At 37.2% G+C, this 25,104-nt stretch carries 21 protein-coding genes and 1 pseudogene; 10 read left to right on the top strand and 12 right to left on the bottom strand.

Going from position 1 to position 25,104, the window contains the following annotated elements:
* Positions 1-1,060: 1,060 nt before the first annotated feature.
* Positions 1,061-2,722: pseudogene (locus HWV01_RS22465) on the bottom strand (Ig-like domain-containing protein); the annotation flags it as partial.
* A gap of 84 nt (positions 2,723-2,806) precedes the next feature.
* Entirely contained in the window at positions 2,807-4,111 is a 1,305-nt protein-coding gene (locus HWV01_RS04460; protein ID WP_249185442.1) for an OmpP1/FadL family transporter, read from the bottom strand.
* A gap of 1,081 nt (positions 4,112-5,192) precedes the next feature.
* Here HWV01_RS04460 and HWV01_RS22460 point away from each other — a divergent pair.
* Both HWV01_RS22460 and HWV01_RS04450 read left to right on the top strand, forming a co-directional pair.
* Entirely contained in the window at positions 5,193-5,543 is a 351-nt protein-coding gene (locus tag HWV01_RS22460; protein WP_211674252.1) for a helix-turn-helix domain-containing protein, read from the top strand.
* On the top strand, positions 5,515-6,285 hold the full coding sequence (locus HWV01_RS04450; protein ID WP_211674251.1) for an EAL domain-containing protein: 771 nt from the start codon (positions 5,515-5,517) through the stop codon (positions 6,283-6,285). The genes HWV01_RS22460 and HWV01_RS04450 overlap by 29 nt, the downstream gene beginning before the upstream one ends.
* A 227-nt stretch (positions 6,286-6,512) precedes the next feature.
* On the opposite strand, the gene HWV01_RS04445 is transcribed toward HWV01_RS04450, so the two are convergent.
* The 4 genes from HWV01_RS04445 to HWV01_RS04430 form a co-directional block, all read right to left on the bottom strand.
* On the bottom strand, positions 6,513-7,298 hold the full coding sequence (locus HWV01_RS04445; RefSeq protein ID WP_211674250.1) for an EAL domain-containing protein: 786 nt from the start codon (positions 7,296-7,298) through the stop codon (positions 6,513-6,515).
* Between the two features lie 434 nt (positions 7,299-7,732).
* Positions 7,733-8,089 (bottom strand): winged helix-turn-helix domain-containing protein, encoded by a 357-nt coding sequence (locus HWV01_RS04440; protein WP_211674249.1) that lies wholly within the window; start codon positions 8,087-8,089, stop codon positions 7,733-7,735.
* A gap of 267 nt (positions 8,090-8,356) precedes the next feature.
* Positions 8,357-9,232, bottom strand: a complete 876-nt coding sequence (locus HWV01_RS04435) for an XRE family transcriptional regulator (RefSeq protein ID WP_211674248.1) — start codon at positions 9,230-9,232, stop codon at positions 8,357-8,359.
* 182 nt (positions 9,233-9,414) lie between these two features.
* Positions 9,415-9,690, bottom strand: a complete 276-nt coding sequence (locus HWV01_RS04430) for a hypothetical protein (protein WP_249185441.1) — start codon at positions 9,688-9,690, stop codon at positions 9,415-9,417.
* Positions 9,691-10,015: 325 nt separating this feature from the next.
* Here HWV01_RS04430 and HWV01_RS04425 point away from each other — a divergent pair, with 325 nt between their 5' ends.
* Together HWV01_RS04425 and HWV01_RS04420 are read left to right on the top strand one after the other, a co-directional pair.
* Entirely contained in the window at positions 10,016-10,780 is a 765-nt protein-coding gene (locus tag HWV01_RS04425) for an OmpA family protein (protein WP_211674247.1), read from the top strand.
* A 245-nt stretch (positions 10,781-11,025) separates the two neighbouring features.
* Positions 11,026-11,457: a universal stress protein gene (locus tag HWV01_RS04420; protein ID WP_211674246.1), complete on the top strand. Its 432-nt coding sequence runs from the start codon at positions 11,026-11,028 to the stop codon at positions 11,455-11,457.
* Positions 11,458-11,863: 406 nt separating this feature from the next.
* Here HWV01_RS04420 and HWV01_RS04415 read toward each other — a convergent pair whose 3' ends face one another.
* Positions 11,864-12,886 (bottom strand): hydrolase, encoded by a 1,023-nt coding sequence (locus HWV01_RS04415; RefSeq protein ID WP_211674245.1) that lies wholly within the window; start codon positions 12,884-12,886, stop codon positions 11,864-11,866.
* Between the two features lie 195 nt (positions 12,887-13,081).
* Between HWV01_RS04415 and HWV01_RS04410 the strand changes: the two genes are divergently transcribed.
* The 5 genes from HWV01_RS04410 (at position 13,082) to HWV01_RS04390 (ending at position 16,574) form a co-directional block, all read left to right on the top strand.
* Positions 13,082-13,576: a DUF2947 domain-containing protein gene (locus tag HWV01_RS04410; protein WP_211674244.1), complete on the top strand. Its 495-nt coding sequence runs from the start codon at positions 13,082-13,084 to the stop codon at positions 13,574-13,576.
* Between the two features lie 9 nt (positions 13,577-13,585).
* Positions 13,586-14,053: a YchJ family protein gene (locus HWV01_RS04405; RefSeq protein WP_211674243.1), complete on the top strand. Its 468-nt coding sequence runs from the start codon at positions 13,586-13,588 to the stop codon at positions 14,051-14,053.
* Between the two features lie 232 nt (positions 14,054-14,285).
* Positions 14,286-15,119: a formyltetrahydrofolate deformylase gene (gene purU / locus HWV01_RS04400; protein WP_211674242.1), complete on the top strand. Its 834-nt coding sequence runs from the start codon at positions 14,286-14,288 to the stop codon at positions 15,117-15,119.
* A gap of 136 nt (positions 15,120-15,255) precedes the next feature.
* Positions 15,256-15,696 (top strand): hypothetical protein, encoded by a 441-nt coding sequence (locus tag HWV01_RS04395; protein ID WP_211674241.1) that lies wholly within the window; start codon positions 15,256-15,258, stop codon positions 15,694-15,696.
* Between the two features lie 161 nt (positions 15,697-15,857).
* Positions 15,858-16,574 (top strand): DUF3581 family protein, encoded by a 717-nt coding sequence (locus HWV01_RS04390; RefSeq protein ID WP_211674240.1) that lies wholly within the window; start codon positions 15,858-15,860, stop codon positions 16,572-16,574.
* 4 nt (positions 16,575-16,578) lie between these two features.
* Here HWV01_RS04390 and HWV01_RS04385 read toward each other — a convergent pair whose 3' ends face one another.
* Positions 16,579-17,052 (bottom strand): Lrp/AsnC family transcriptional regulator, encoded by a 474-nt coding sequence (locus HWV01_RS04385; RefSeq protein WP_211674239.1) that lies wholly within the window; start codon positions 17,050-17,052, stop codon positions 16,579-16,581.
* A gap of 578 nt (positions 17,053-17,630) precedes the next feature.
* On the opposite strand from HWV01_RS04385, the gene HWV01_RS04380 reads away from it, so the two are divergent.
* Positions 17,631-18,731 (top strand): ketoacyl-ACP synthase III, encoded by a 1,101-nt coding sequence (locus HWV01_RS04380; RefSeq protein ID WP_211674238.1) that lies wholly within the window; start codon positions 17,631-17,633, stop codon positions 18,729-18,731.
* 139 nt (positions 18,732-18,870) lie between these two features.
* Here the strand turns inward: HWV01_RS04380 and HWV01_RS04375 are convergent, their stop codons facing one another.
* The 4 genes from HWV01_RS04375 to HWV01_RS04360 form a co-directional block, all read right to left on the bottom strand.
* Positions 18,871-19,137, bottom strand: a complete 267-nt coding sequence (locus HWV01_RS04375) for a hypothetical protein (RefSeq protein WP_211674237.1) — start codon at positions 19,135-19,137, stop codon at positions 18,871-18,873.
* A 54-nt stretch (positions 19,138-19,191) separates the two neighbouring features.
* Positions 19,192-20,664 (bottom strand): cardiolipin synthase, encoded by a 1,473-nt coding sequence (gene cls, locus HWV01_RS04370; protein WP_211674236.1) that lies wholly within the window; start codon positions 20,662-20,664, stop codon positions 19,192-19,194.
* Positions 20,657-23,005, bottom strand: coding sequence for an aerobic respiration two-component sensor histidine kinase ArcB (gene arcB / locus HWV01_RS04365; protein WP_211674235.1), 2,349 nt, complete (start codon positions 23,003-23,005; stop codon positions 20,657-20,659). The genes cls and arcB overlap by 8 nt, the downstream gene beginning before the upstream one ends.
* A gap of 69 nt (positions 23,006-23,074) precedes the next feature.
* Entirely contained in the window at positions 23,075-24,937 is a 1,863-nt protein-coding gene (locus tag HWV01_RS04360) for a sensor domain-containing diguanylate cyclase (protein WP_211674234.1), read from the bottom strand.
* Positions 24,938-25,104: the final 167 nt, after the last annotated feature.

Below are 25,104 nucleotides of genomic sequence, written 5' to 3'. Positions count from 1 at the left end.
TTTCCTCATTCCAAATAATATAACCCGTTGGTACAACTGTTTTACCATCAACAACAGGGTAACGCGGGCGCATGATCATGGTCCCAGTAGGTACATCACTATCACCAATCAGTTTCAAGTCAACCTGAACATAGACTTCTGATGAGATCATCTGCTGTGCATGCACCTTTACTGGTATACGATTATTAACCGGATCATATTCACCCACTTCCGTTGGCATAAATGCACTAATGAGGGTCTTAGATTTATCTTCTGAACATGTAGTGCCAATTGCGCAACCTGTTTGTGCATCTTTAATTAATCCATCAAAACTATTCTCTTTCACTCTTAATTTTGCAAAGTTACTGGTTAGCGTTTCCCGTCCTTCATTCCAGCGGTAATCACGGTTACTATCCGTCGTCGGCATCATCAGTGGATTAAACACAAAGTTATCCGCAGGGGCAGATCTAAATGGTATTTTAATATCAGGTCCACCTTGATCTTCGACACTACTTTCTTTCAATAATGTCGTTTGTAACGGATAGCCAGCTTCACTGCAAATAACCGAGCCACTATTACAATCAACTTGATCTTTCGTCGCATCTTCTTGTGAAATTAACGAATATTGATAAACATTAGACCCTTGATCTTGCCAGTTTTCCGTTGGCGAGAAAGTTAATATTTTATTATCATACTTCATCACCCCCGGAACAGTTGACAGGCAAACACCTGCGCTATTCACTATTTCAACACGAAATGAACCCGTATCACAGTTATTACCAAGTACTAAGCTTGCTTTGTCAATTGGCTGACTAAAAACAATAAAGATATCTCTATTAGCCTGTAAACTAAAAATATTAAACCTATCATCCTTAGCAACAGTCCCACTACCATCAGAGCCTCCATCACAACGACCCGCAATGTCATTTGCATAGTTAGATTCGACCAATGCACAAGAGTAGCCAGGAACAGTACCTTCAACCATAGGTGATGTTTGTCTTAATTCCTGCGTTTTATAAGGAGTTGTAAAGGTTTGTTGCAAAAACGCTGAATTACCCGCTAAGTCTTTAATGCTCCCCGTGATCGTATAGTTGGTTGCAGAAGCTAAACTAGCAGCAGGATCAATAACGATAGATGAGCCATCTTGACGGATATAAGCATCAATCACAGTATCGTTTTCATCCTTAAGCACAATACTCTGCAACGATGTTAATTCTAACGGTTCATTGTAAGTAACCGTGACATTATCACCCACACTAAAGTGAGTAATATTTTCGCCTGGGTAAGCTGATTGGAAGACGGGTGAAGTAACATCAACAGCAGGTGCAGGTGTTTCATCAGCAGTATACGACTCCATATGGAATGAGACTTGCGCATGTGCATTATCAACACCTAAGATTTTCAAATCAATTTCACTGATAGCATCAATGATCATCGTTGGGCCTTCCGTTCTGACGGTCCCCATTAATTCAAGGTGCATAATGTTCTGACTTAAGCCACCGTTAGCTTTACCATTTATTTTTCCATTTTCAAGATAACCATCGGTGGTCATCGCTACATCCATGAACAGGTGCAATTGCTTCGGTGCATATTTATGATCTGAACTGGTATTATTAATTAAATAACCTGTCGCATCAGAAATATTAGTCATGCGAATATTACCGGTATCGAAACCCGTTGGTAATTCCCCCCCCACTTTAACCGTCAGGTTAGAACTATTTAAAATAGAACCTTTGCGGATAACAAGTGGAGCCGAACTATCAAAATTACCCAAGTTAGCGAGTTCAGTAATCAGATCAGAATCAACATAAGTGGTGTCATTAGCACCAATCAATACTGATTTAATGGTTACCGCATTAATGAGTTCTCCAGAATAAGGTGACTCCTGATAACCATTATTCAAGGTCACATTCATTGGTTTAAATGCATGGTCGCCCGAATCTAATACCGTAAATGTTTTTCCTAGACCCGCAAAGCTATTCCCCACCTTATCTTTAACATCACTACTGACGATTAATTCATACGTCGCATCAACATCAAGGTCAACCGTTGGATCGAATGTGATATAACGGCCTTTGGCAATTAAATCACCGGGAACTTGCTCTGTCGATCCGATTTTTTGGAATTTAAATGAGTCACCAGTGATCAAGGTTTTAATATCAATTTCGTTGGTCATGCGGAGACGTAATGATGTAAACGTCGTAAAGGGCAAGTCATCCGTTGGATAAAAACCGTTAGTATCCAATGCAAAATTAGCTGAATCTTTACCTAATCGAGTCGTGAACGTCAGTGGATGTTGCGCCGTTCTTTCTGCAGTTAATTCTTTATTACCCTCAGCTTCATTAATCAAGCCTATTTCATAAATAACGGTATACTGTTCACCCGTTTTAAGTGCGTGTTTTGGTTTAAATGCCAAACCATTCGCTTTTGGGTTTTCAGGATCTGTCGCAAAACTACCTTCAGTCACTTCGACCGACGTCACTTCAACCACATTACCATTACTGTCTATTAAGCTAAAATCTTGTGTCGAAAAGCTATCTAATGGATGAGAAAATGATAACAGTACAGAGGTATTAACCGCGACATCACCTTGACCATTCGATGGGTATGAATAGAATTCATGTGCATCAAATAAACTTTTAGCGCGACGTTTTGCTAATTCATCCCGGCTTTCTTCTGCCGTTAAAATTGGTTCTTTCACTTTTTCATTATCTTGTGGTTCAAGTCCACAACCAGCAAGCATGACGGCCGAGGCAACGAGGCTCCCCTTCACAAAAGAGCTAAAAAAAGAATTTAAACGAAAGTTAACTGTTTTCATAAAGCCCCCCTAAAACTTAGTCGCGAATGAAAGTGAAATAGTTGACACAGTGCCTTCTAACTCAACTGAAGAAGTGTTTGCACTATCATGATGTGAGATAGTGTGGGCTGTTGGATCAAGTACCTGTAGTTGATACGCAAAATCAATCTGCCAAGGATAAGCCGTTAAACTAGTACCTTTATGGAAATAAGAGAAACCAGCACCAACCACTAATTTATCGGCACTCAAATAATTCACATCCAACGTTGCTTCACCAGTGTCTAATGGCGATTTTTCATAACTTGCACCCGCCATTAATCTAATTGTATCGTTGAAGTTCAGCTCAATACCTGCGCGTGGAATAATGATGTCTTCAAAACCAACACTCGCTTGATCTTTCACTGTGTCGCCTAACATCAAGCCATTCAAATCTGACCATTTTTGTTGTTCAGCACTGAATGCTAAACTCACCATTCCCGCTTTAATACGTACACCTGCAGAAATAATATCTGGCTGGTATGCATCATATGTTAGTAGGTTGATGGGTAAATCGGATACCGTTTGGGTAATTGTTGCGGCCGCTTTAATATTTGCTTGACCGTAACTTTCACCACGAAAAGCGGCAGCAAACGCAATACCATTACCCGCACAACTCTTATCACTGCCACATGCCATGCGTCCTAAATCCAAGGTAATTCCTGCAATAGGGGTAATAGCAGGCTTAGCTGCAACCGCGACACGTTCATTACCTGACGCAGTACCGTCTAATTCACTTTCTAGACTCATATCAGCATCAGCATGTAATGATACTTGTGCACCACCACCAATGGTTAAGCCAGGCATAATTTGAATTGAACCCGATGCAGCAACAAATAATGGCTTCTCACCATAATTGACTAACTGACCAGTCTCTGATGTTGCCGAACTAAACGCCATCATTTCAGTACCATAATTTTCGATACCAGCAATCAGACCAAAATAAATGGGGTAAGAAAAATTAAAAAGGTTGGTTATATTAACATTCATACCCGAGAGTATCGGCTGCGTTGCTTCATCAAATATTTGATCGCCAGCAGTAATGTCCGGAGTGGCTGATAATAAACCAACATACATCTCGCCTTGATCCGTCACAGCGAGTGCTGATGGATTGTAATATGCCGCTGATGACTGTGAATTAAATAAAGAAAAAGACTGTGCAGAAGCAATATCAACAGGTGATAAGCCAAACGTTGTACCTAAGTTACCTAAACTCGCTTGAGCGGTACCTGCTGTCAGTGCTAATACCACGGATACAGAAAGTAGAGAGATATTGTTAGAAATTGTCTTCTTAGTCATTGTTGCTAACTCCATTTAGCGAAACTAAAATAAGTATCCTCTAGTGGCTCCAGCCACAACAACGGAATACAGTCAAATGGTTGAACATGCCCGAATGGACACGTTGTCATTTTTCTAACTGCAAATGTACATTGATTAGCCTATAAAATGTCAGTGCCTAACTCGTGTTATTTAGTTATTCAGCGTGTAATCAGGAATAAGTACTAATTCAGTTCCCATGCTCACTGTTTTATACACTGGTACTCATATACTCCCTCCTGCATATGAATCTAATATTCTTAATTATAATTTTTAAATAACTAGCGACTAACGACATTAATTTTTTTTTAATAAAATAATCATTACATTCTTTTAAAATTGGTATTTAATTAATCAAATATAACTCTAGTTTATAGCGGGTATAAGCTATGTTTCAAAAACATTGCAATAAATGCAGCAGCAAGGTTAACTAAGGCGAGTAAAAAGAATATAAATTAAAATGCAGTAACTGTAATTTCGGCACCTTCATACCGTTAGGGTGTGCACGTTAACGCTTAGTGCACTACGGATAATCGACTCCTTACAATAAAGATCATAACTATCTTTATGTTTACAATAATAAGCTCTCACTACTAAATCCTATCTATACAACTTAATTAATTAATTATTTATATATTTATATATTTATATATTTATATATTAAACAAAACCACTTAATAAATAAAAAGTAAACAAAACATTAATTTTCATTACAACTGCAATCTTTTAAATCAATAAATACTAGCATTTACACACATATGATCATGTGAATATATAAATAATCACAGGCGGACATGTAAACAACCATGTGTAAACATGCAAGCATGTAAATAGACATGCGTGAATATGTAAACAACCATGCAAAAGCACGTGAACAAACGTATTTAAGTATGTGACTATGTGAATGTTCAAACATTTATATGTACGCATGTGCACTATTATTTATCAATAAACATCGTTATTTAATAAAAATATAATTATTTAGTAATGATTATTATTTTATTTTATATAAAATGGTCCTAAATAACATGACAGGGTGTCTTGAGCATCTATAAGGATAATTATGAACTATTGTGAAACGGTGACTACAAGGTGTATGCAGATTGGTAATGTCGAACTAAACCTACGTTCAGGTTTGTATTGTAACGTCGGTAATAAGTTAGATATATCAACATATAAAAAACTTGGTAAAAGAGAATTATTACTACTCGATTTTTTACTTAAAAGCCCTGCCAATATAATAGAAAAAGAGTTAATCGTAAAAGTAGTCTGGTCTAACCGAATAGTGACCGACAGTTCATTAAATGTAACTGTTCATAATTTAAGACAATTTATAAAATCTGTATCAAGTAATATTATAATAAAAAATTTTTCAGGAGTCGGTTATGTCTTATATAACAATACAGAATCATAGCTCTGTTACCATAAAAAACATTAATAACAATTCCTCTGCAGATTTTACTTTACTTGCTCAATCAATTATTAACCCCAAAAACAAGCAGGTATTTGCACTAGAAGTAACAACCAGTTTCAATCACAACTCTAAACAAAATATCAACACAGAAGAATTTTTTAAAACTATATCAGATGATTTTGTAAAAGAGTTAATTATAATACAAATTGAAGAATTAAATATGTGTGAATACAAATTAAATTCGGAACGAATTATAGCATCTATAAATTGTCCATTCAGTTTATTATCTGACAGTGTATTTGTTAAAGAAGTAGTTTCTTTAAGCAAAGTTCGATTTGCATTTGAAATCTGTAACTTTAAAAGTAACACAATAACCGATAGTGCAAAGAGATCTATTCGTATACTAAAATCACAAGGTCATGAGCTATGGTTGGATAATTTTATGTCTGAAGAAACACCTATTGATGCATTAAATATATTACTTTGGGATAGAGTTAAAATTGATAGAACATTTATTTATAAACATATGAATAATTACTCTATCGTTTCAGCTTTATATCACTTTGTATCTAAAAATTCATTTAAGAATTTAATCTTTGAAGGAATCGAATCTGATTACCAGCACGATCAAATTGCAAAGCTGGATTGTCTTTGCCAAGGGTTTCTCTATTGTAAACCTTTCAGCTTAGAAAGCATCCAGGGCCAACAATTTGAAGCACACCTCGCTTACCAATATGGGTAAGAGCAAATTCTAACGTGATGAAAACCTATATGACTATAAAACCCAGCCAAAACCACTATCCTCAATTTACTTAACTACCACTCTAATCTGCACTTCATACTCATTGTTTTACATATTAGTACTCATCAGATTAACCAGTATATGAGTACAACGTCCTCATCATCATTTACGACTAATGGAATTAATCTTTTGAATAAAGTAATAATGACATTCTTTTACGATATGTATCAAAGAAATACAGTTCCCTTTACTAAAGCACAAGGAGAAACACATTCTGGCTTATGAAAGAAAAAACCTTGAAAATAATCAACACCCAATGATAACAATACTTTGTGATCATCTTGTAATTCAACCCCCTCAACTAACACTTTTGAGCCATATCCTTTAAATGCATCAATAAGAGCTTTAAAGTTTATATAAGAGCCACTTGCCTTATGAGATAGAAAGAAATCTCGACTAATTTTTACGATTTCAGGGTGACACATCTTATAGCGTTCAAAATCAGACGCTTCATCACCGTAGTCATCAAGTGCTAGAATGTAACCATATTCCGATATCAACTTTACACCACGAGCCAACTTACCTTCACAAACAGCACTGCTCTCTGTCACTTCAGCGACGACATTAGTTAAAGGAATATCAAACTCTTTAAGCATCTTATTTACATCCACAATAATTCGAGGGAAGTCAGATAAGCGTTCAAAAAAATCTGGCGTCAAATTGAGAAATATTTTATGATATTTTTTAAAAAATTTAGATGAGCGATAACTGCATAAATGTAAACGATTAATTAAAAATAATAAATCTTGTGATTCATCATTATTTTTCAAAATCGAAAAAAATACATCAGGTCGAATTACTAGCCCACTATCTCTTAAACATATTCGAGCTAAAGCTTCATACCCAATAATATTCCCATCAACATCTACAATCGCTTGAAAAGCACTTCTAATAATATAATTATGAAATATCAGGCAGTATGCTTCCTTTACATCACAAAAATAAATTTTCATCACAACCTCTTCGAGATATATAGTCGGCGCTATCAATACGATTAATTACCATCATAAAATACAACATCAACATTAATATTAAATAAAGTTAATTATAACCTTATTTATTATCCACAATCATAATAAACCTACATTTAACAAACTTATAATTATTTAATAATAAAACAATAAATAGCCACATTATTTAACGTAAAGCAAATCTGCAATTCACAAATTAACATACGCATAAGTGCATAAGAAATCACTCTATAATTACTAACTTACTTAATTAATTAGATTTCAGACCTTGAATCTAAAATTGATAATATTTTAAATTATTAATTAATAATATTAAGTAATGTACGTTACAGATTAATAACCTCCATGAAATGATACTTATCAATCTAGTTTTAACTGAATATTGAAGGTATATTGAAGGTATATTGAAGATATATTTAGCTAAGAGTATTACTGTATAAACCATAGCCATAACCACTTACATTGACTAAACTGTAGTGATTATTTTCATCATATTTATCAAGTAGTTTCCTTAAGTTGAATATTGCAACATTTAAAGAACTTTCTGTTACAACACGATCTTTCCAGACTGAATCAATCAAGGTCATTTTACTCACAACATCGTTCTCATTATGAAGTAGAATATTTAAGGTATTTAGTTCTCTTTTCCCCACTCGTTCAATTTTAAAATTTGGTTTTTGGTGCTTTATCAACCCACTATTGAGGTTGATGTTAATATAACCAATATTAACTTCATTCTTTGCAATATTAACTTCATTCTTTGATATATACATTATTCGAACAACCTCCACTTTTAATTTAACTACTTTAGGGTTAGCGACAAGCTAGTAAAGACATTACCTTATAAATTAGATAAGTAAAATTTAAATTACCATTTCGGGCGTCTGTTTCCGCCATTTTTCATTTTATATTGAAATCCTATTCCATTCGAATAGTCTATATGAAGAGACATTCCTTCATATAATAAATCTATTATAAACATACACCTAAGTGTTTACGTTACTATTTCCATGACTATACAAAACAGTTATATCATATAACTAATTAATAGTATCAAGCTCATGAACAATTACGGATACAGATAGATATATTTGATTGACTGTTCGGCTCGGTAAGCGATTTAAATTATCCAGCATTACCTTTAATTCCGTAGGAGTCATACCTAGCCACTGTGGAAGATCACAGCAGCCTGTGACCAACCAACTCATATCAGCATCTAAAATGGAACATAATGCAGGAAATTGCATAATTGTTGGTAAGGACTTTCCTTTTCCCCAGTTGTAGACTGTTTTTTCAGAAACGCCACAAAATAATGAGATGCCTTTATTTGATAACCCTAATTCCAATTTTCGTATATTAAAGCGACCACTAAAAGTTAGATTTTCTTGCACCCCATGTTTAACTTCTTCCACATGATGAAATGGACTATTTGTCGTTACTCTATTCATAAAACACTTAAATTTATGTACTTTATGTGTTGGCTCTTTATCCACAAAGCAATTAAAATTGTGCTTTTTATGGGCGCTATTATTGATACTAAAATGTAATGTCATCGCCATTTCAAACACACTACGGAGAACGTCGCCACGGTTTTCAATAGCTAAATTGACATTACGAATAGAAACAAGAAAATCAAAAAAACCAATAGGAAACTCATCAACCCATTGGTATTTATCCATACGTCCTGTAACCAACCAAGAGATCTGTGAGTGAAGGATAAAACAAAGGGATGGAATATATCTTAACTCTGGTATGCTCTTGCTTTTACACCAGTTATAAACTGTGCGCTCCGTCACATTACAGCATTTAGCAATGTCATAATGACTACAGCCCACATCCCGGCATCTTAATGCAATCCTTGCTCCTATTGTTAAATGCTCAGCCAGAGTATGAAGTACTTTATTATTTTTTTTCATGAGGAGATAAATGACCAAAATATATGGATTAAACTAACTTCACATGATAATAGTGTAATTAAACTAAAAGTATTGTAAGCAAACTTAAGCTCGAACAATAAAGTGTAAGCAAGTGTAAGACGGCGCAAGCACCTCTATCGAGGTAAATCAATAACCAATACTTTTATTAAAAAATACTGTTATTAAAAAAAAGAAAAGGGTGTTGGTAATATAGCTCTAGCTCCTACCTTATTTACCGCATCAACCCGCTGAATAAAATCATCGATATTGGTCATCCGCACACCTTTAACCGGTTTATTCTGATTATCAAAACTGTTGTTATCAAAGAAGTCTTCCCAGTGCCCTAGCACAATTGTGTTTGGCTGTGTCTGTTGCAGAATAGCGTCGGGATAATCATCAACTTGATGAAATGCAGCAACACATAAAATCGCCATAACGCTGCTGAAAAAAACTTTCAATGTATAACCCTCCATAGCACCATCCAATAATGACCTGACCCCTTAAATATAACTTCATTAAAATAACAAATAACGCGATATCGAAAACAGTTAATGCGCGTTTAATCTCACACTGATATCAAAATAGTACTTTATATTGACGTTAATCTAATTCTTCTCGCACATGTATAGTTAAAGTAACTTGGGTATCGCTCTTTTCGAACATTGTCATTTTTCGTCATTATTGATACCTAACTTGTCATTTTGTTGGCAGTAAAAAGCCTTTATTGGTTGCTTTAATAGAGTCATAGCTTGTTAAGCAGTCTTAATCAAAAGGAAACTGACCATGAAAAAATCTAACTTCGCAAAAACATTACTTATTACGTCAATGGCATTCACGAGCATCTCAGCCAATGCAGCAGAACAAGAACCACTAACAACATGGGAAAAAGCAGGTGTATTTTCATCAACCATTATCGTCGGCACAATTGCAGGTGGTCCAATTGGCTTAATACTCGGTGTTGCCGCCGGAGATTGGATTAATAATACCTGGGACAAATCAATTGAATCTGATCAGCTTATTTCAGAAAACCAGCAGATAGCAGAGAATCTATTGGCAAGTGAATTGCAAAATAATCAGCTGCAACAAGATGTATTAATTTTGGACCAACAGATCCAGCAAATAGCAGAAACAGACGAGTTAAACCAACAATTGGTATTGGATGCATTACAGTTAGACCTACTCTTTGCCGTCAATCAAAGCGTGATTGATATAACGAATCAAGCACGGTTAACACAAATAGCAGATTACTTAATAGAAAACCCAACAATAAGCATCGTTCTATCTGGTCACGCGGATCCAAGCGGACAAGAAGAACTGAACATTAATTTAGCACAGCAAAGAGCAGTAGCAGTTCATGATCAGCTTATCACGTTAGGGGTGAACGAGAGCAATATCCAAGTACACTCTTTTGGTGCAGAATTAGCCAGTTCTGAGCTAGGAGATCTTATTCAATATCCACGAGATCGCAAAGTGAGTATCGAATTTATCGATGACCTAAAAAACAATTTACATGATAGTGCTGCAGATGAAATGGCCATGCAACTCTAACAGCCCAATAATAGTCAGCTCCTTACAATGAAGGCTCGCGATGATTCGCTAGCCTATTACTCTTTTCAAACTTAAATGCACTTGTTTTATATTGAAATATTCTTGTCCTATACTGAAATGGTCATCATAAAATATTTAAGTTATATTTTATGATCTATGTAACAGTTTACTAGCCCCAAGTGAGTATATTTAATAGTGTATTTCACGACTATTTCGTTAGTCCCATCTTAACTAGGAGCCTCATCATGACCATTAACAATATCCTTTGCCCAACCGACTTTTCAAATACAGGGAATAAAGCGATAAGCTATGCGGCAGAAATGGCATTAAAATATGATGCTACCTTGCATTTAGTCAGTGTGATTAATGAGATCCATGGCTTTGATAGCTTTCAAGTACTTGCAATCACCCCCGATGACATTCACGAACACATGCTAAAAATAACGCAAGAAAAGCTCGATGAATTAACCACTGATATTAAACCAAGCATACCATTACATACAGCCGTATTAGAGGGACACCCATCAACGGAAATTACGCAAGCAGCTGTTAATTTTGATTGTGATATGATCGTCATAGCAAGTCATGGTCGTACTGGATTAGAGCATATCCTAATTGGCAGTGTCGCAGAATCAGTGACTCGCCATTCTCACTGCCCTGTCTTAATCGTGAAATAAAATAAATATGAGCCCCATTAATTCAGATAATTTAATGGGGATTTTGATTAACTCAAATAACAGCCTTACCTTCGATGATAGCTAAACGCCCTGCTGAAATAAGCGGTGAGTGCCCGTTGCTATTTTTGTCGATAGTCGTTTGTAAATTGATGGATAATTATTTGAGGTCAGGAACAAAGTTTGCCAATGTGTTGTAAGAAAATGCAGGCATAATCAATCGTCGCTGCCGTTTCCATTTATCACAGTTACTGGAAAATACACCATGAAGCCCCAAATCTTCAAGCAGCCACGCTAAGCGCTCTAATAGTGCTACAAAAAGTCGCTACCATTAAAAATAGAACACTTTTTAAGATTCATTGCCAATGCAATTGCGATCACAAAAAATAGGTGAATTAAATAGGGTTAACTATTTGGTATTGCTCTTTTTATCTTTAATACTATTTTTATCTTTAGTAAATTCACTAAACCAATTGGGTATTCGTTCTTCCAGCCAATATTTTGGATTTAAAATTGAGCCATATACAAAACCGACGTGCCCGCCATAGCGACTTAATTCGAATAATATATTTTCCGACATATCTTTTAGCTCAGGGACCACTTTTTTAGTTAAAAATGGATCATCTTCGGCATGAATAAATAATGTAGGCGTTTGGATCTTGTGTAAGAACTGCAAACTACTGCATTGTCGATAATAATCCAGAGCATCTTTAAAACCATGTAGCGGCGCTGTCACACGATCATCAAATTCAACAAACGTATTTAATTTTTTGACTTGCTTGGTCGTCAAATTCAACGCCGTGCGCATATCCAAATGTTCGAATTTACGTACTACACTGGCCTGCAGACGTTTAATCAATCGTCGTTGGTACGCTTTAGAAAAGCCTTTTTTAATCCGCTCTGCACTTTCAGCTAACAATAATGGTGCAGATACAACAGATGCTGCTAATAATTGAGATTGCTTGCCTGTTTGCGCCAAATAATGCGTTAACACACTACCTCCGAGCGAATACCCGACAGCAAATAACGGAGCATGAGGGTAGCGCTTAGCAATCAAACCAATGACATAACTTGCATCGCTTGTATCACCAGAATGATAAGCCCGTAATAAACGATTTGATTCTTCACTACAACCACGAAAGTGCATGACTAAACCAATCCAGCCAGCCGCACTGACCGCATGCATGATCCCTTTGACATAAGGCGACTCCACAGAGCCTTCAAGACCATGAAAAATAATAACAATCGGTTTATTACTTTCTACTGTCGGCAGAGCAGTCCAAGCAAGATCAAGAAAATCACCATCTTCAAGTTCTAATCTTTCATTAATTGTCGGAAACGTCAGATTTCGGCGGCTAATCGTCGGCAGCATTGTTTGTAAATGCGCATTACGAATCCACCACTGCGGCTGAAATTGGCTCGGTTGAAACATCTTTAAATACCTTAAGTTAACCAATCGGTTGTTTAAACAACGCCTTGCATTTTATTGGATATTTTATAATAACACCACTAGGATATTTTATAATAACACTACACTAGTTTAATTGGGGTCCGCTTAGTAATTGATACCACCAAGGTTAATAATGTTGTAAACTGAAAATAATTTTACTTATAACCAGTGTCATTAATGAATTATATAGAACTTGAATCTTATTCTCGAAAATGGATATTTAATCATTCGTCGTTACCAGTTAATGCGGATGATCTAGCTAATATCAAGCCCTTTAGCAAAGCAAGAGCCGGTCAATTATGGAGCCAACTTATTAGCTCGCAATGTAACTTTACCGATCAATTCAGTAAAGGCGACTGGCCACATGACCAAAATACTTGGTTGCAAGAAGTCGACTGGCAGCAAGCTTGGGACAATGATGATAGTAATGAATTACCTGAAGAAGTGCTCGCGCATTTAACTTGGGATGATAACAGTAAAGTTTATTTTTGTTATGAACGCTTTAATATGATTGAAACAAATTGGGGCACATTTAAACGTAACTGGAAAAACTTTTTGTTCTATGATGACGGTGCATTATTAATCTCGGCGAAACGTAAAGAAGCCCTTTCATTTAAAGAGAGCGGTACCGTATTAATTGGTACTCGATCTCCTATCCAGCAAGCGAAATAAAGCGCCATTATGCATACTTCTTGTAGCTGTGGTTTAGCAATGCCCTTTAAAGATTGCTGCGGTAAATACATTTATGGTTCCGCGATACCAGTAACCGCAGAGCAACTGATGCGTTCACGCTACAGTGCTTATGTAAACAATATCCCCGTTTATTTAATGGCAACACATCACCCTGACTTTATTGCCGATTTAAATGAAGACTTGATTGCAGAAACAGCCGAACATACCCAGTGGCTACGGTTAGAAATAATGATGAGCCAAGGTGATGAAGAAAGCGAGACAGGCATTGTCGAGTTCAAAGCGTGGTTTCAAGAAGGTGAAGAAGAGGCGTGTTTGCATGAACGCTCCAACTTCGTATTTCAAGACCAGCAGTGGTTTTATACCAATGGCGAATTAAACCCAGCGCCCCTAAAACAAGGCCGTAACGATCCTTGCTTATGTGGCAGTGGTAAAAAATATAAGAAGTGCTGTGGCTAACCGTCATTGCTAAATACAGTAAACATGGCTAACGGCATACTAGAAATAAGTATTTCATTTAGTCATATATCCAGGCTACTTCAAAATGCACAATCAGCAAACCGAAAGGAAAGGATTTTCAAGGCATTAAGTCGAGAATTCATTCTTTTGGCTTGCCCTGCTAGTCTCTGATATAGCATCTTGAAGTAACTTGGATATATCATATTAAACATCAAATAAAGTAGTAGATATTATGGAAAAGAAAATATTACTGGCCGACTGTCCCGATCAAAAAGGACTTATCTCGAAGATCACCAACATATGTTATAAACATCAACTCAATATTGTCAATAACACCGAGTTTGTCGATAACACCCACAATCGATTTTTTATGCGAACCGAGCTCGAAGGAATATTCAACGATGAAACCTTACTTGCCGACCTCGATAGCGCGCTACCTGAAGAGTCACATCGTAAGCTCGTTTCTGCGGGTCGTAAACGCATCGTTATTTTAGTCACCAAAGAAGCGCATTGCCTTGGCGACATTTTAATGAAGAATTATTACGGCGGTTTGGATGTTGAGATCGCTGCTGTGGTAGGTAATTACGATAACCTTGCTGAATTAACAGAAAAATTTGATGTGCCTTATCACACAGTTTCTCATCTCGATATCAGCCGAGAGGAACATGAACAGCGTATCATTGACACAGTATCAAAATACCAGCCTGATTATGTTATTTTAGCTAAATACATGCGTATTCTAACGCCTAATTTTGTGGCTGCATTTGAAAACAAAATCATCAATATCCATCATTCATTTTTACCGGCTTTTATTGGCGCTCAGCCATACAAACAAGCGTTCGAACGTGGTGTTAAAATTATTGGTGCAACAGCGCATTATGTAACAAACAACTTAGATGAAGGGCCGATTATTTTACAAGACGTGATTCATGTAGATCATAAATACAGCGCCGAAGACATGGCGCGTTCAGGTAAAGATGTAGAAAAATCAGTACTCAGTAAAGCATTACGTCTGGTGCTTGAAGAGCGCGTATTTATTTATGAAAACCGAACGGTCGTATTCTAGCTCACTTTCGATTTCATAAACTAGGGATGGATCTATAAATTATTTTGGGTCTATCCCAGCCTCCTTTCAGATATCCCTTTACAGAAATCACTAAATTGTTAATATTAATAGCTTATTCATCATTTAATGGCTTATTATGTTAACAATTATCTTTACGGCCTTACTCAGTAGCATCTTTACTTCACTTGCTTTTTTATATGTATTCAATAACGTAATTAAGCCCTATTTAGCCACACAAATCACCTTAATAAAAACAGAAGCAGAAGCTACGATCAGTCAAGCATCCCCCCAAATAAGTAAAGACATTGCGGACGCTATTGAAGCCAAAATTGCAGAAATACAACCTGAATTAGAAGCGCATGTAAAACAAGAGTTAGATCAAATTATTGATGAGTTCTTGCCCCAACTCAGTAAAGAAGTTGAAGATGGTGTCGATAATGCCTTTAAAAAGTTTATTCCGACCATGATGGGATCTGCAGCATCAATGCCGGCAGAAACGATTCTCAAAACCAGCTCAACGTTACTCAGTACCGGTATTGGCATCTTACGAAGTGTCACTCCAGATATTAAAAAGTAGTCATTTCCAGTCATAATTAAGTGATGTGGTCATTCATTTAGTAAGAGACCCATCACGTGATCCAACTTACATTTAAAAACATCATATTTGCAACTGGATCGACCTGCCTATAAACAAAAGTAATGTAAACTGGATTTTTCATTACCGTAGTTTAATTAAATATGTTTCTAAACGAATTCTATTCTCAAAAAGACAGCTCTTTTCGCTTTACTCAACAACAAGCCAGTCGATTTGCTAAAACCGTAGCTAACGATTATAACAAGATCCATGATGTGGATAATAAACGCTTTTGTGTACCAGGTGATTTACTTTTTGCTGTTTCTTTGGCTAAATTCGGTTTATCAGAAACGATGAAGATTAATTTTACCGGTATGGTGAAAAATGACGTTGATCTGCAATTTTCACCACTATTAAACAATAAAACAGCGATAGTGAATGCTGATGAACAGGCATTTATGGAATTAGAGCTCGGCGGAAGCGCATCTTATGATGAAGAAATTATCAGTAAGATCATTAAAGAATATGTGCAATTTTCAGGAAAGAATTTTCCTGAAATAATGGTGCCGCTCATGCGCAGCGAAAATCTCATGTTTAACCCTGCTCGAGCATTAATTATGTATAAATGCATGCAAATAAACCTAACACGTGTCGACGTTAAAAGTATTGCGCTGAAGTTTGATGAAGCGATCATCAACGTACAGGGTAAACGTGCAACCGTCACCTTTAAATTTGATTTCTACGAAGGTGATGAAAAAGTCGGTACCGGCCAAAAAGAAATGCTATTAAGCGGCTTAATCCCATATGAAGAATCAGTAATGAATGGTGTCATTGCCGATTATCAAGCTGCAAAAACCAAGTACCTTTCTGCAGCAAGCTAGTCACCTATTTAATGTGGTCGAGCGGTAATACCGTTCGACTTAAAACATTACGTAACATAAAGCTCGATCTCACGCCCGTGACTCCTTTAATCCCCGTTAGTTTTCCTAACAGTAGCTCTTGGTAATGTTCCATATCTGGCACAATAACCTTTAATTGAAAATCAGCATCACTACCGGTAATAATACAGCACTCCATCACATCTGGAATAGCGGCGATCTCAGTTTCAAAATTCTCAAAACGTTCAGGTGTATGTCGATCCATACTAATATGGATATAAGCCGTTAACTTTAAACCAAGTTTAGCTTGGTTAAGCAAGGTGACATGTTTATCAATTAAGCCTAACTCTTCTAAATGCTTCACACGTCGGGAACAAGGCGACGCTGACAAGCCAATTTTATCCGCTAATTCTAAATTACTGATCCGGCCATTTTCTTGTATTAAATTAAGAATTAACTTATCTGTTCTGTCTAATTTCATGTTCATCACCCCTATTTCATCTTTTTACTTGTTTCGTATTGCCTCTAAATTGAAAATAGAGACTACAAATAGCGCTCGATAATACACCTAGGGTTAATTATTGCCAATTATAATTATTACTGCAAATGTAATTGCTAAAAAACTCACTATTAGTGCAAACATCGCAACCACACTCCCCATCAACCTCGCTATACTAAACCCAGTTAAAGATAACGCCACAGCTGATTAGCAGACACCTTAACCCAGGTCGATGCGGTGATAGAAGTACCCTTCTTGCGACCAATCAGGCACAACTCCTTATCTAGGATAATCGTCACCACAAGTGACCGGCAATATTAACGCAAAGATAGGCATCCTAAACGATGCCTTTTTTGTGCCTAATTTTTACCACCACCGCCCTTCAATGACAATTTAGCTACCACTTTCAAAGGCGAGCCTCTATAATTGACAAAATAATTTCAATTTCAATCACTGTCATTTCGCTATACAGCGTATAATAAAGTGCTTAATCACTTCGTATTGCGTACATTTCGCGACTCCGTCTGTATTAGCCAGTCACAAAACACAGGTAAATTTCAATGCATTATGCAAACATCACTGGTTGGGGTAAATGCCTGCCACCCGCGACATTAACAAACGATGACCTAAGTACTTTTCTTGATACTAATGACGAGTGGATCCAATCTCGAACAGGTATGCAAGAACGTCGTATCTCCCATGTCAGTACATCAGAGTTAGCCTATGTTGCGGCATGCCAAGCTATTGCAGCAGCAGGCATTGAAGCATCAGAACTTGACGGTATTTTCTTTGCTACTTGTACTGCCGATTGCACACTGCCAAGTGCGGCATCAAAAGTACAAGCAAAATTAGGCGCAACCAACGCGGCAGTATTTGATATGAACGCAGCATGTACGGGTTTTATTTATGGCCTAAGTACGGCAAATGCGTTCATCCAAAGTGGTCAAATGAACAAGGTTTTAGTGATTGGTGCTGAACGTATCAGTTATTTCCTTGACTGGACAGAACGTAGCACCGCAGTACTGTTCGGTGATGGTGCTGGAGCCGTGATTCTGGAATCAAGTACTGAAAAACAGGGTATTTTAAGTAATAAAATTGGCTGTGATGGCGATGCTGGCCATATCCTTTCAGTCCCTAATTTTGGTACTGACAGAGCCCGCTTCAAGAATGTTGATGGTCTATTTGACTTCAATTTCGAGGGTAAAGAAATCTTTAAACGCGCCGTAACACGCATGGGTGAAGCATCTGCAATTGCGCTTGAAAAAGCACAAATGACACCAGAGGACGTTGATTTTATTATTCCTCACCAAGCTAACTTACGTATCATTGATTTCTTAGCGAAACGCATGGGCGCAAGTAAAGAAAAAGTCATGGTTAACGTGCATAAATACGGAAATACTTCATCTGCGACTGTACCGATTGCGCTTTGTGAAGCATTAGAAGAAGGCCGTATTAAGGCAGGTGATAATGTGCTACTTGCTGCATTTGGTGGTGGTCTAACTTGGGGTGCTACGATGATAAAATGGGGTGAACGAGTCACGCCTGTCGCAACATCAGAAGCGGCTCTACCTGAGTACAATGGTACTGCTTTGGATCTAATCCAAGATGCAATTAAAGGCTGCCAGGATGCTAAATTAGCCCGTGAATCACAAACCGATTAATATATAGCTAACGCGTTGATGAATTAACTTATTAACTTGTTAAAAGAACAAAAAGCCAAGTGGATGAAAATCATACGCTTGGCTTTTTATATTGATGATATATAGTCAAACGACTTACATTCATATCACTAGATTCGAGCTACTTACACTCACCTTCTGAATAACCACTAATGCTAGTATCTGCACATGCACCACACGCGTTACCGAATGTTTTCAATTCACCCGACGCAGTTGTACCACACACAGGGCGGTAATCCATCGTACACATTTGTGGACGTTCATCAGGGCAACTATGACTGTAATTTGGTAATATAGGTAATGGTTTTGCTGTTTCAGCCGTGATCTCAGTGTTACTACACGCTGCGAGGCCAAATGCCGTTAACGACAATAAAATAATTTTTTTCATTTTAATACCTGCTAATCGTTTATTATTGCTGCTTATTTATATCTACATTTATATCTACAATAGTGGATTAAATAAATAAAATAGGCTTTCCAAAAACCGTTGAACTCGACTTCGTTGTCGCCATTCTGTTAAACAAATTTTATGTGAGTGTGCTATATAGGATAGCTGTAATTGATAAAGCTCGGCAATAAAAGGGGATTGGTCTATAAGTAATGTGACCTCAAAATTAAGCCAAAAACTACGCTTATCCAAGTTAACCGTCCCCACCAAACATAATTCATTATCCACAAGAATACTTTTGGTATGCAGTAGGCCATCCTGATATTGGTATATTTCAACACCGCAAGCTAACAATTCATCAAAAAAACCTTTACATGCATAATCTACCATACGAGAGTCATTTTTTTCTGGCAGAATAATTTGTACCTTAACACCACGCGCACTGGCCGTTTTAAGGGCCGCCTGTAACGCTTCATCAGGCACAAAGTAAGGCGTAGTTAGAATTAATGATTTTTGTGCTAAATAAATTGCTGAAACCAACACTTGATGAATATTATCATCATCAAAATAAGGACCTGATGGAATCACTTGTACTTGGCTGTTTTCTTCAAAGACCGAGCTTTTCTTGTACTTAGAAATAGTTGTATTAACTAAACTTTCTCCAGTTTCCATTTCCCAGTCCCATTCAAGTAATGAACCAGTAATAGGAATAATCGGCCCTTGCATACGGATCATAATATCAACCCACTCACCCACGCCGGCATTTTGTTTAAATACTTGAGGATCGATCAAGTTCATGCTCCCGGTGTAGCCGACATGACTATCAATAGCAATGAGCTTGCGGTGCATACGTAAATCTTGACGATGGAAGAATATCCGCATTGGCCCTACAGGTAACACCTCGACAAGGTGGATACCTGCTTGCTTAAAGCATTTAGGCCAATGGCTTTTGAAGAACGCAGAGCTACCAACAGAGTCGAGCATGACCCGACAATCAACACCTCGTTTTGCGGCATTAATCAAAGCTAACGCCACCAGATCAGCTTTACCACCAACCGCCCATATATAAAACTCTAAATACACGACGTTAATGGCACTATTAATGTCTGCCGTTATCTGCTCAAGAATACAGTGAGGACTGGTTAATAGCGTCAACTGATTGCCTGTTACACTAGGCATTTGAAAACGACTATAAATCAGTTCACGTAACGGAGTAACCAAGGCACTGGTATTACCGCCGTTTTTAACTCTATAGGGTGCTGCGCGCTGGTTAATTCGTTGCGTAAAAGGCCCTAACATCGCCTCTGCCCTTTGTACTCTTTTTTTACCTAAATACAATTCACCAAAAATAACATACACAATAACGCCAGCAAACGGTAACGTGTAAATCACAGCTAACCACGCCAACGAGATACTCGCAGAACGCCGTTTAGTAATAACCCGAAATGACACTAATATAATGATGACTGCATGCAAAAAAACCAGCAACAAGGTAATAAAATTAGTGAACGAATCCCAGCTATACATTTTGATTTTCAATCCAGTTTTTCAAACGTTTCACATCATGCAGGTATTCGGTATTGATTTGTTCAACCCAATCATCGATATTCTCCCACCATGTAGGCTGCTCTGGTGATTGTGCTAATTGTGATACCTGCTGTATACGTACTAATCCAATCGAACCTGCCGCGCCTTTGATCTTATGTGCTTCATCAACAATCGCATCTTGGTCTCTGGCGGTTAAATTAGAGTTCAATATTGCTAAATAATGAGGCATTGTTTGTTCAAATAAACAAACACTTTGTAATAAAAGCTCCTTACCTAATGTATCAAGATATTGTTGTAATAAATCAATATCAAGATATTCTTCGAGCATTTCTCGCTCATCAGCGAGGGCGGCAGGTGTATAGTTGACCTTCGGCTTTTCACCTTGTTCGACACTGTGCAGTAAACGCGTGATCACGCCAGTCACAGCGTTAATAGACAGCGGTTTACTTATTGCGTCGTCCATACCTTTCTCAATGTATTCTTGACGATTATTGATCACATTTGCAGTGAGCGCGATAACTGGAGGTAACTCCAACGCGGTATTTTCCCGTAATATTTTAATAATTTCAAATCCAGAAATATCAGGTAAATTAATATCAAGAAAAATTAAATCATAGGTGTTTTCTTCCGCCATTTGGATCGCACTGCGACCATCGACAGCAACTTCAACAGTATGGCCTAATTTATTTAATATCGCCGTACATACAGTAACATTCAGCTCGATATCTTCGACAAGTAATATCAACAGTTTAGTTTGCTCACTTTCAACAACCGAACTACTTTGTAAACTGTCCACCCCATCCACATCAAATTCAATCGTAAAACAAGCACCTTGACCTAGCTCACTGCTCACCCAAATATCGCCGCCCATCGCCGTCATGAGGCTTTTTGCGACAGACAATCCAATACCCGTTCCGGTTGCCCGTTTACTTCCCTGTTCCTGATAATACATCGCAAATATTTTATCTTGGCCTTCTGCCGAAATACCAATACCGGTATCCTCAACTTCGAAGGTCAAACCAATTTTATTACCTGCTTCCTCACTGGTAAACACTCGAATACTCACTTCACCCGAATCGGTAAATTTCACCGCATTAGACACCAAGTTCCACAATACTTGACGCAATCGAGTGCCGTCAGCATTAATAAAGTCTGGGATATCACCAAATACATCAAACTCTAAAACCAAGCCTTTTTGCTCGGCTTGAAGCAGGGCTAGCGTTTTTATATCATTCAGAAAACTTCTAAATTCAATCGGTTGATTTACAATTTCAAACTTACGACGATCAAATTTGTCCAAATCAATAATATCATTAAAGATATTACCCATAGTTTGGGCACTCACATAGATCGTATTTAAATGCTGACGTTGCTCATAGTTAAGCGAACCATCAAGTAAAATCCGGCTTAAACCAACAACACCATTTAAAGGGGTACGTAATTCATGGCTAATGGTCGAAATAAATGTGGTTTTGTCGCGGCTGGCTTTCTCTAGCGCATCTTGGTATTTCTTACGTTCGGTAATGTCACGGCCATAACCAAGTACGCCGATATATTCATTTCGTTGCCCAAAAAAGGGCACTTTCCGCAATTCAAAGCAGGCCTTGTGACCATCAGGATATGTTAACCATTGTTCATAGGTTTCTGGTAATTGAGTGCTCAATACGGCTTTATCTGTTGCCGCGAACTTAGCCGCAATCTCAGTATCAAAAGCATCAAATGGCGTCAAACCAATAAGCTCTTTTTCAACTTTACCCGTTAACGCTTCCATCGATAAATTACAGCCAGAAAACTGCCCACGCTCATTACTGTAATAAACGAGATCGGGAGAACTATCAATGAATGACCGCACTAATGCCGAGCGTTCTTCGACAACTAATTGTGCTTGTTCACGCTGAAAGACTTCATTCTCTAAGTCTTTGAAGGCTTGGTTTCTATCTGCTTCTGCTTTTTTACGTTCTTCAAATTCATCATTAAGTTCAATTAGATTAACTTGTAATTCTTGCTGAAGCTGCAAGTCTCGAGCGCGCACTTCTTGCAGTTTGTACACCATTTTACTCAGGCGTTTGCGCGAGTCCTCAAGTTGTTGTACTACAATCGAAAGGAAAAATACCACCCAAGGCGTCACGACACTCGCAAATAAAATTGCGGCATATAAATCGTCAAGTTTAACTTCTCCACGTAGGATATAATTAATACTTGCTTGTATCGTAATAGAAAAGAAAATAACCGTGGCGGCAGAAAAAATACTAAACCGAATAACACCTAACTTGGTAAGCATATCAACATAGTATTGAGCCCAAGCTCTGATTTTCATCATGATCGATCCATATAAAATTATCTAGACCATCCATAATATACGATAGGTTATACGCAAACCATAGAAAAATTAAGGTTTTAATAAATCAAAATCTAATTCCTGTATGTCATTATCATGACTTAACTCTTGATACACCGAATACTGATTTCGTCCATTTTCCTTCGCTATATATAATGCTTTATCCGCATTTTCAAGTAATTGTACTTCCGAATTTTCAGATACTGGGCGCATAGTTGCAATACCGATACTCAGTGTGACATGTTTTGCCGCTTTAGAATGAGCATGCTCAATACCTAAACCTTCAACAGCAGTAATGATCTTTCTGGCAAGGCGAGCAGCCCCCTCTTCATCGGTATTAGGCAAAATAACAGCAAACTCTTCACCACCATAACGCGCGACTAAATCAGCGCCACGGTGTACTTGGTCATTCATCACTTGGGCTAATTCAGTCAATACAATATCACCCATTGGATGACCGTAATTATCATTATATAACTTGAAACAATCGACATCGCAGAACAATAAAGACATCTGTTTCACTTCTCGATGATGAGTTGACCAATAATGCTGTAGTTTATTATCAAAGGTGCGTCGATTCGCCACTTTTGTCAGAGCATCCGTTGAGCTCAATTCATCAAATTTCTCAATGGCTTGCTCAAGATCATGCTCAATGCGCTTACGTTCAGTTAAATCTCGATAGATAATTAAAATACCACTTTCACCATTAGTATTATTTACATAGCGCTGCTTACATATTTCATACCAACGTGGGTTTTGCTCTGATAGATGCAACAACTCTTCATAGCGAACAGATTTACCATCCAGTAATAATTGGTTTTCTTGCTCAAACAACCATGATCTTTTATCAATACTAATCAAGCTTTCTCTATCCATACCAATCAAATCGGCATGTTTAACACCAACGACTTCACAATACCCTTCGTTCGCACCCACAAATTTTCCATTGCAATTCATAAACGCAACGGGATCTGGTGTCGCATTAATGACTGAGTTTAATAAGCTATTATTACGGCTAAGCTCAGCTTCTATACGTAAGTGTTCACTATTCTCATTAAGTAATCGCTCATTCAGTTCCATTACTTCCGTTCGGTCATTAGATACAGTTAAGATAGCGACCACTTTTTTGTGTTCATCATACAAGGGATATTTAATGGTTTGTAATAACATATTATTATCATCGACTGTGCTCCATTCTTCATATTTTTCAACTTTACCTGTGAGGACCGTTTTCTCATAAGAATGAATTTGTGCCAGCTTGGAGGCGCTATAAAAATCGTGTTCAAAATGGCCATTCACTTGCTCTATCGATTGGTCGAATTGAGCTGCCCATGATGGTGAACAATTAAGAATTAATCCATCTAAGGTTTTAATATGAATAAAAGCCGAATTGGAGAGAAATAAGCTATTAATGATTTGACCATCTATATCCCAAGGCGAAATAGCGGAAGAGTTTGTACCAATATGATCGATCTGACACAACCAAACCCAGCGACGTTGATATTTGATTTGTACCGCGCTAAAGCGTAACGTCTTTTTTAGCTGCTTAATATGGAAAACATCATTAGTGACCGTAGTCTCATCAACTCGATGGGATAAACGCTCGAAGCAACATTGTGCAATAATATTACTGGTATTATTCTCTTGTTCGAAGATAGTCGCGATTGCAGAATTAGAATAAAGTATCGTGCCTTTTTTAATATCAAGAACAAGTGTCGGCGTTGCCGAAAAAGTCAATAATGATTGGCAAGTCGTGAGTTTTCGCAATAGCGTTAAAATAACAAGGATGCTTATCAATAAGGCAGTGACAACCAACCAAAACGTCATACCGACCGACGTACTTGTTGAAAGTCCAGTAATATCCTGCCACCAACTGAATATTTCAGTTATAAAAAATCGATAATTTAAATCCATATTTTACCTAAGATCCATCTCACGCTGATGAACTATACAACACCAAAATGAGATCACTGTAAAGCAGTTATAATTAAAACTACCACTATCGCCCACTTTTGTTTTAATACTTTAGTACCAACTAGCATAAACTAAATAAATCAGTACATTACAATTAAACAGGAGGT

Origin of the sequence: Moritella sp. 5, assembly GCF_018219455.1 — a bacterium.
GTDB lineage: Bacteria > Pseudomonadota > Gammaproteobacteria > Enterobacterales > Moritellaceae > Moritella.
The sequence above is the reverse complement of the archived record's forward strand: the minus strand, read 5'-3'. Positions and strand labels throughout refer to the sequence as shown.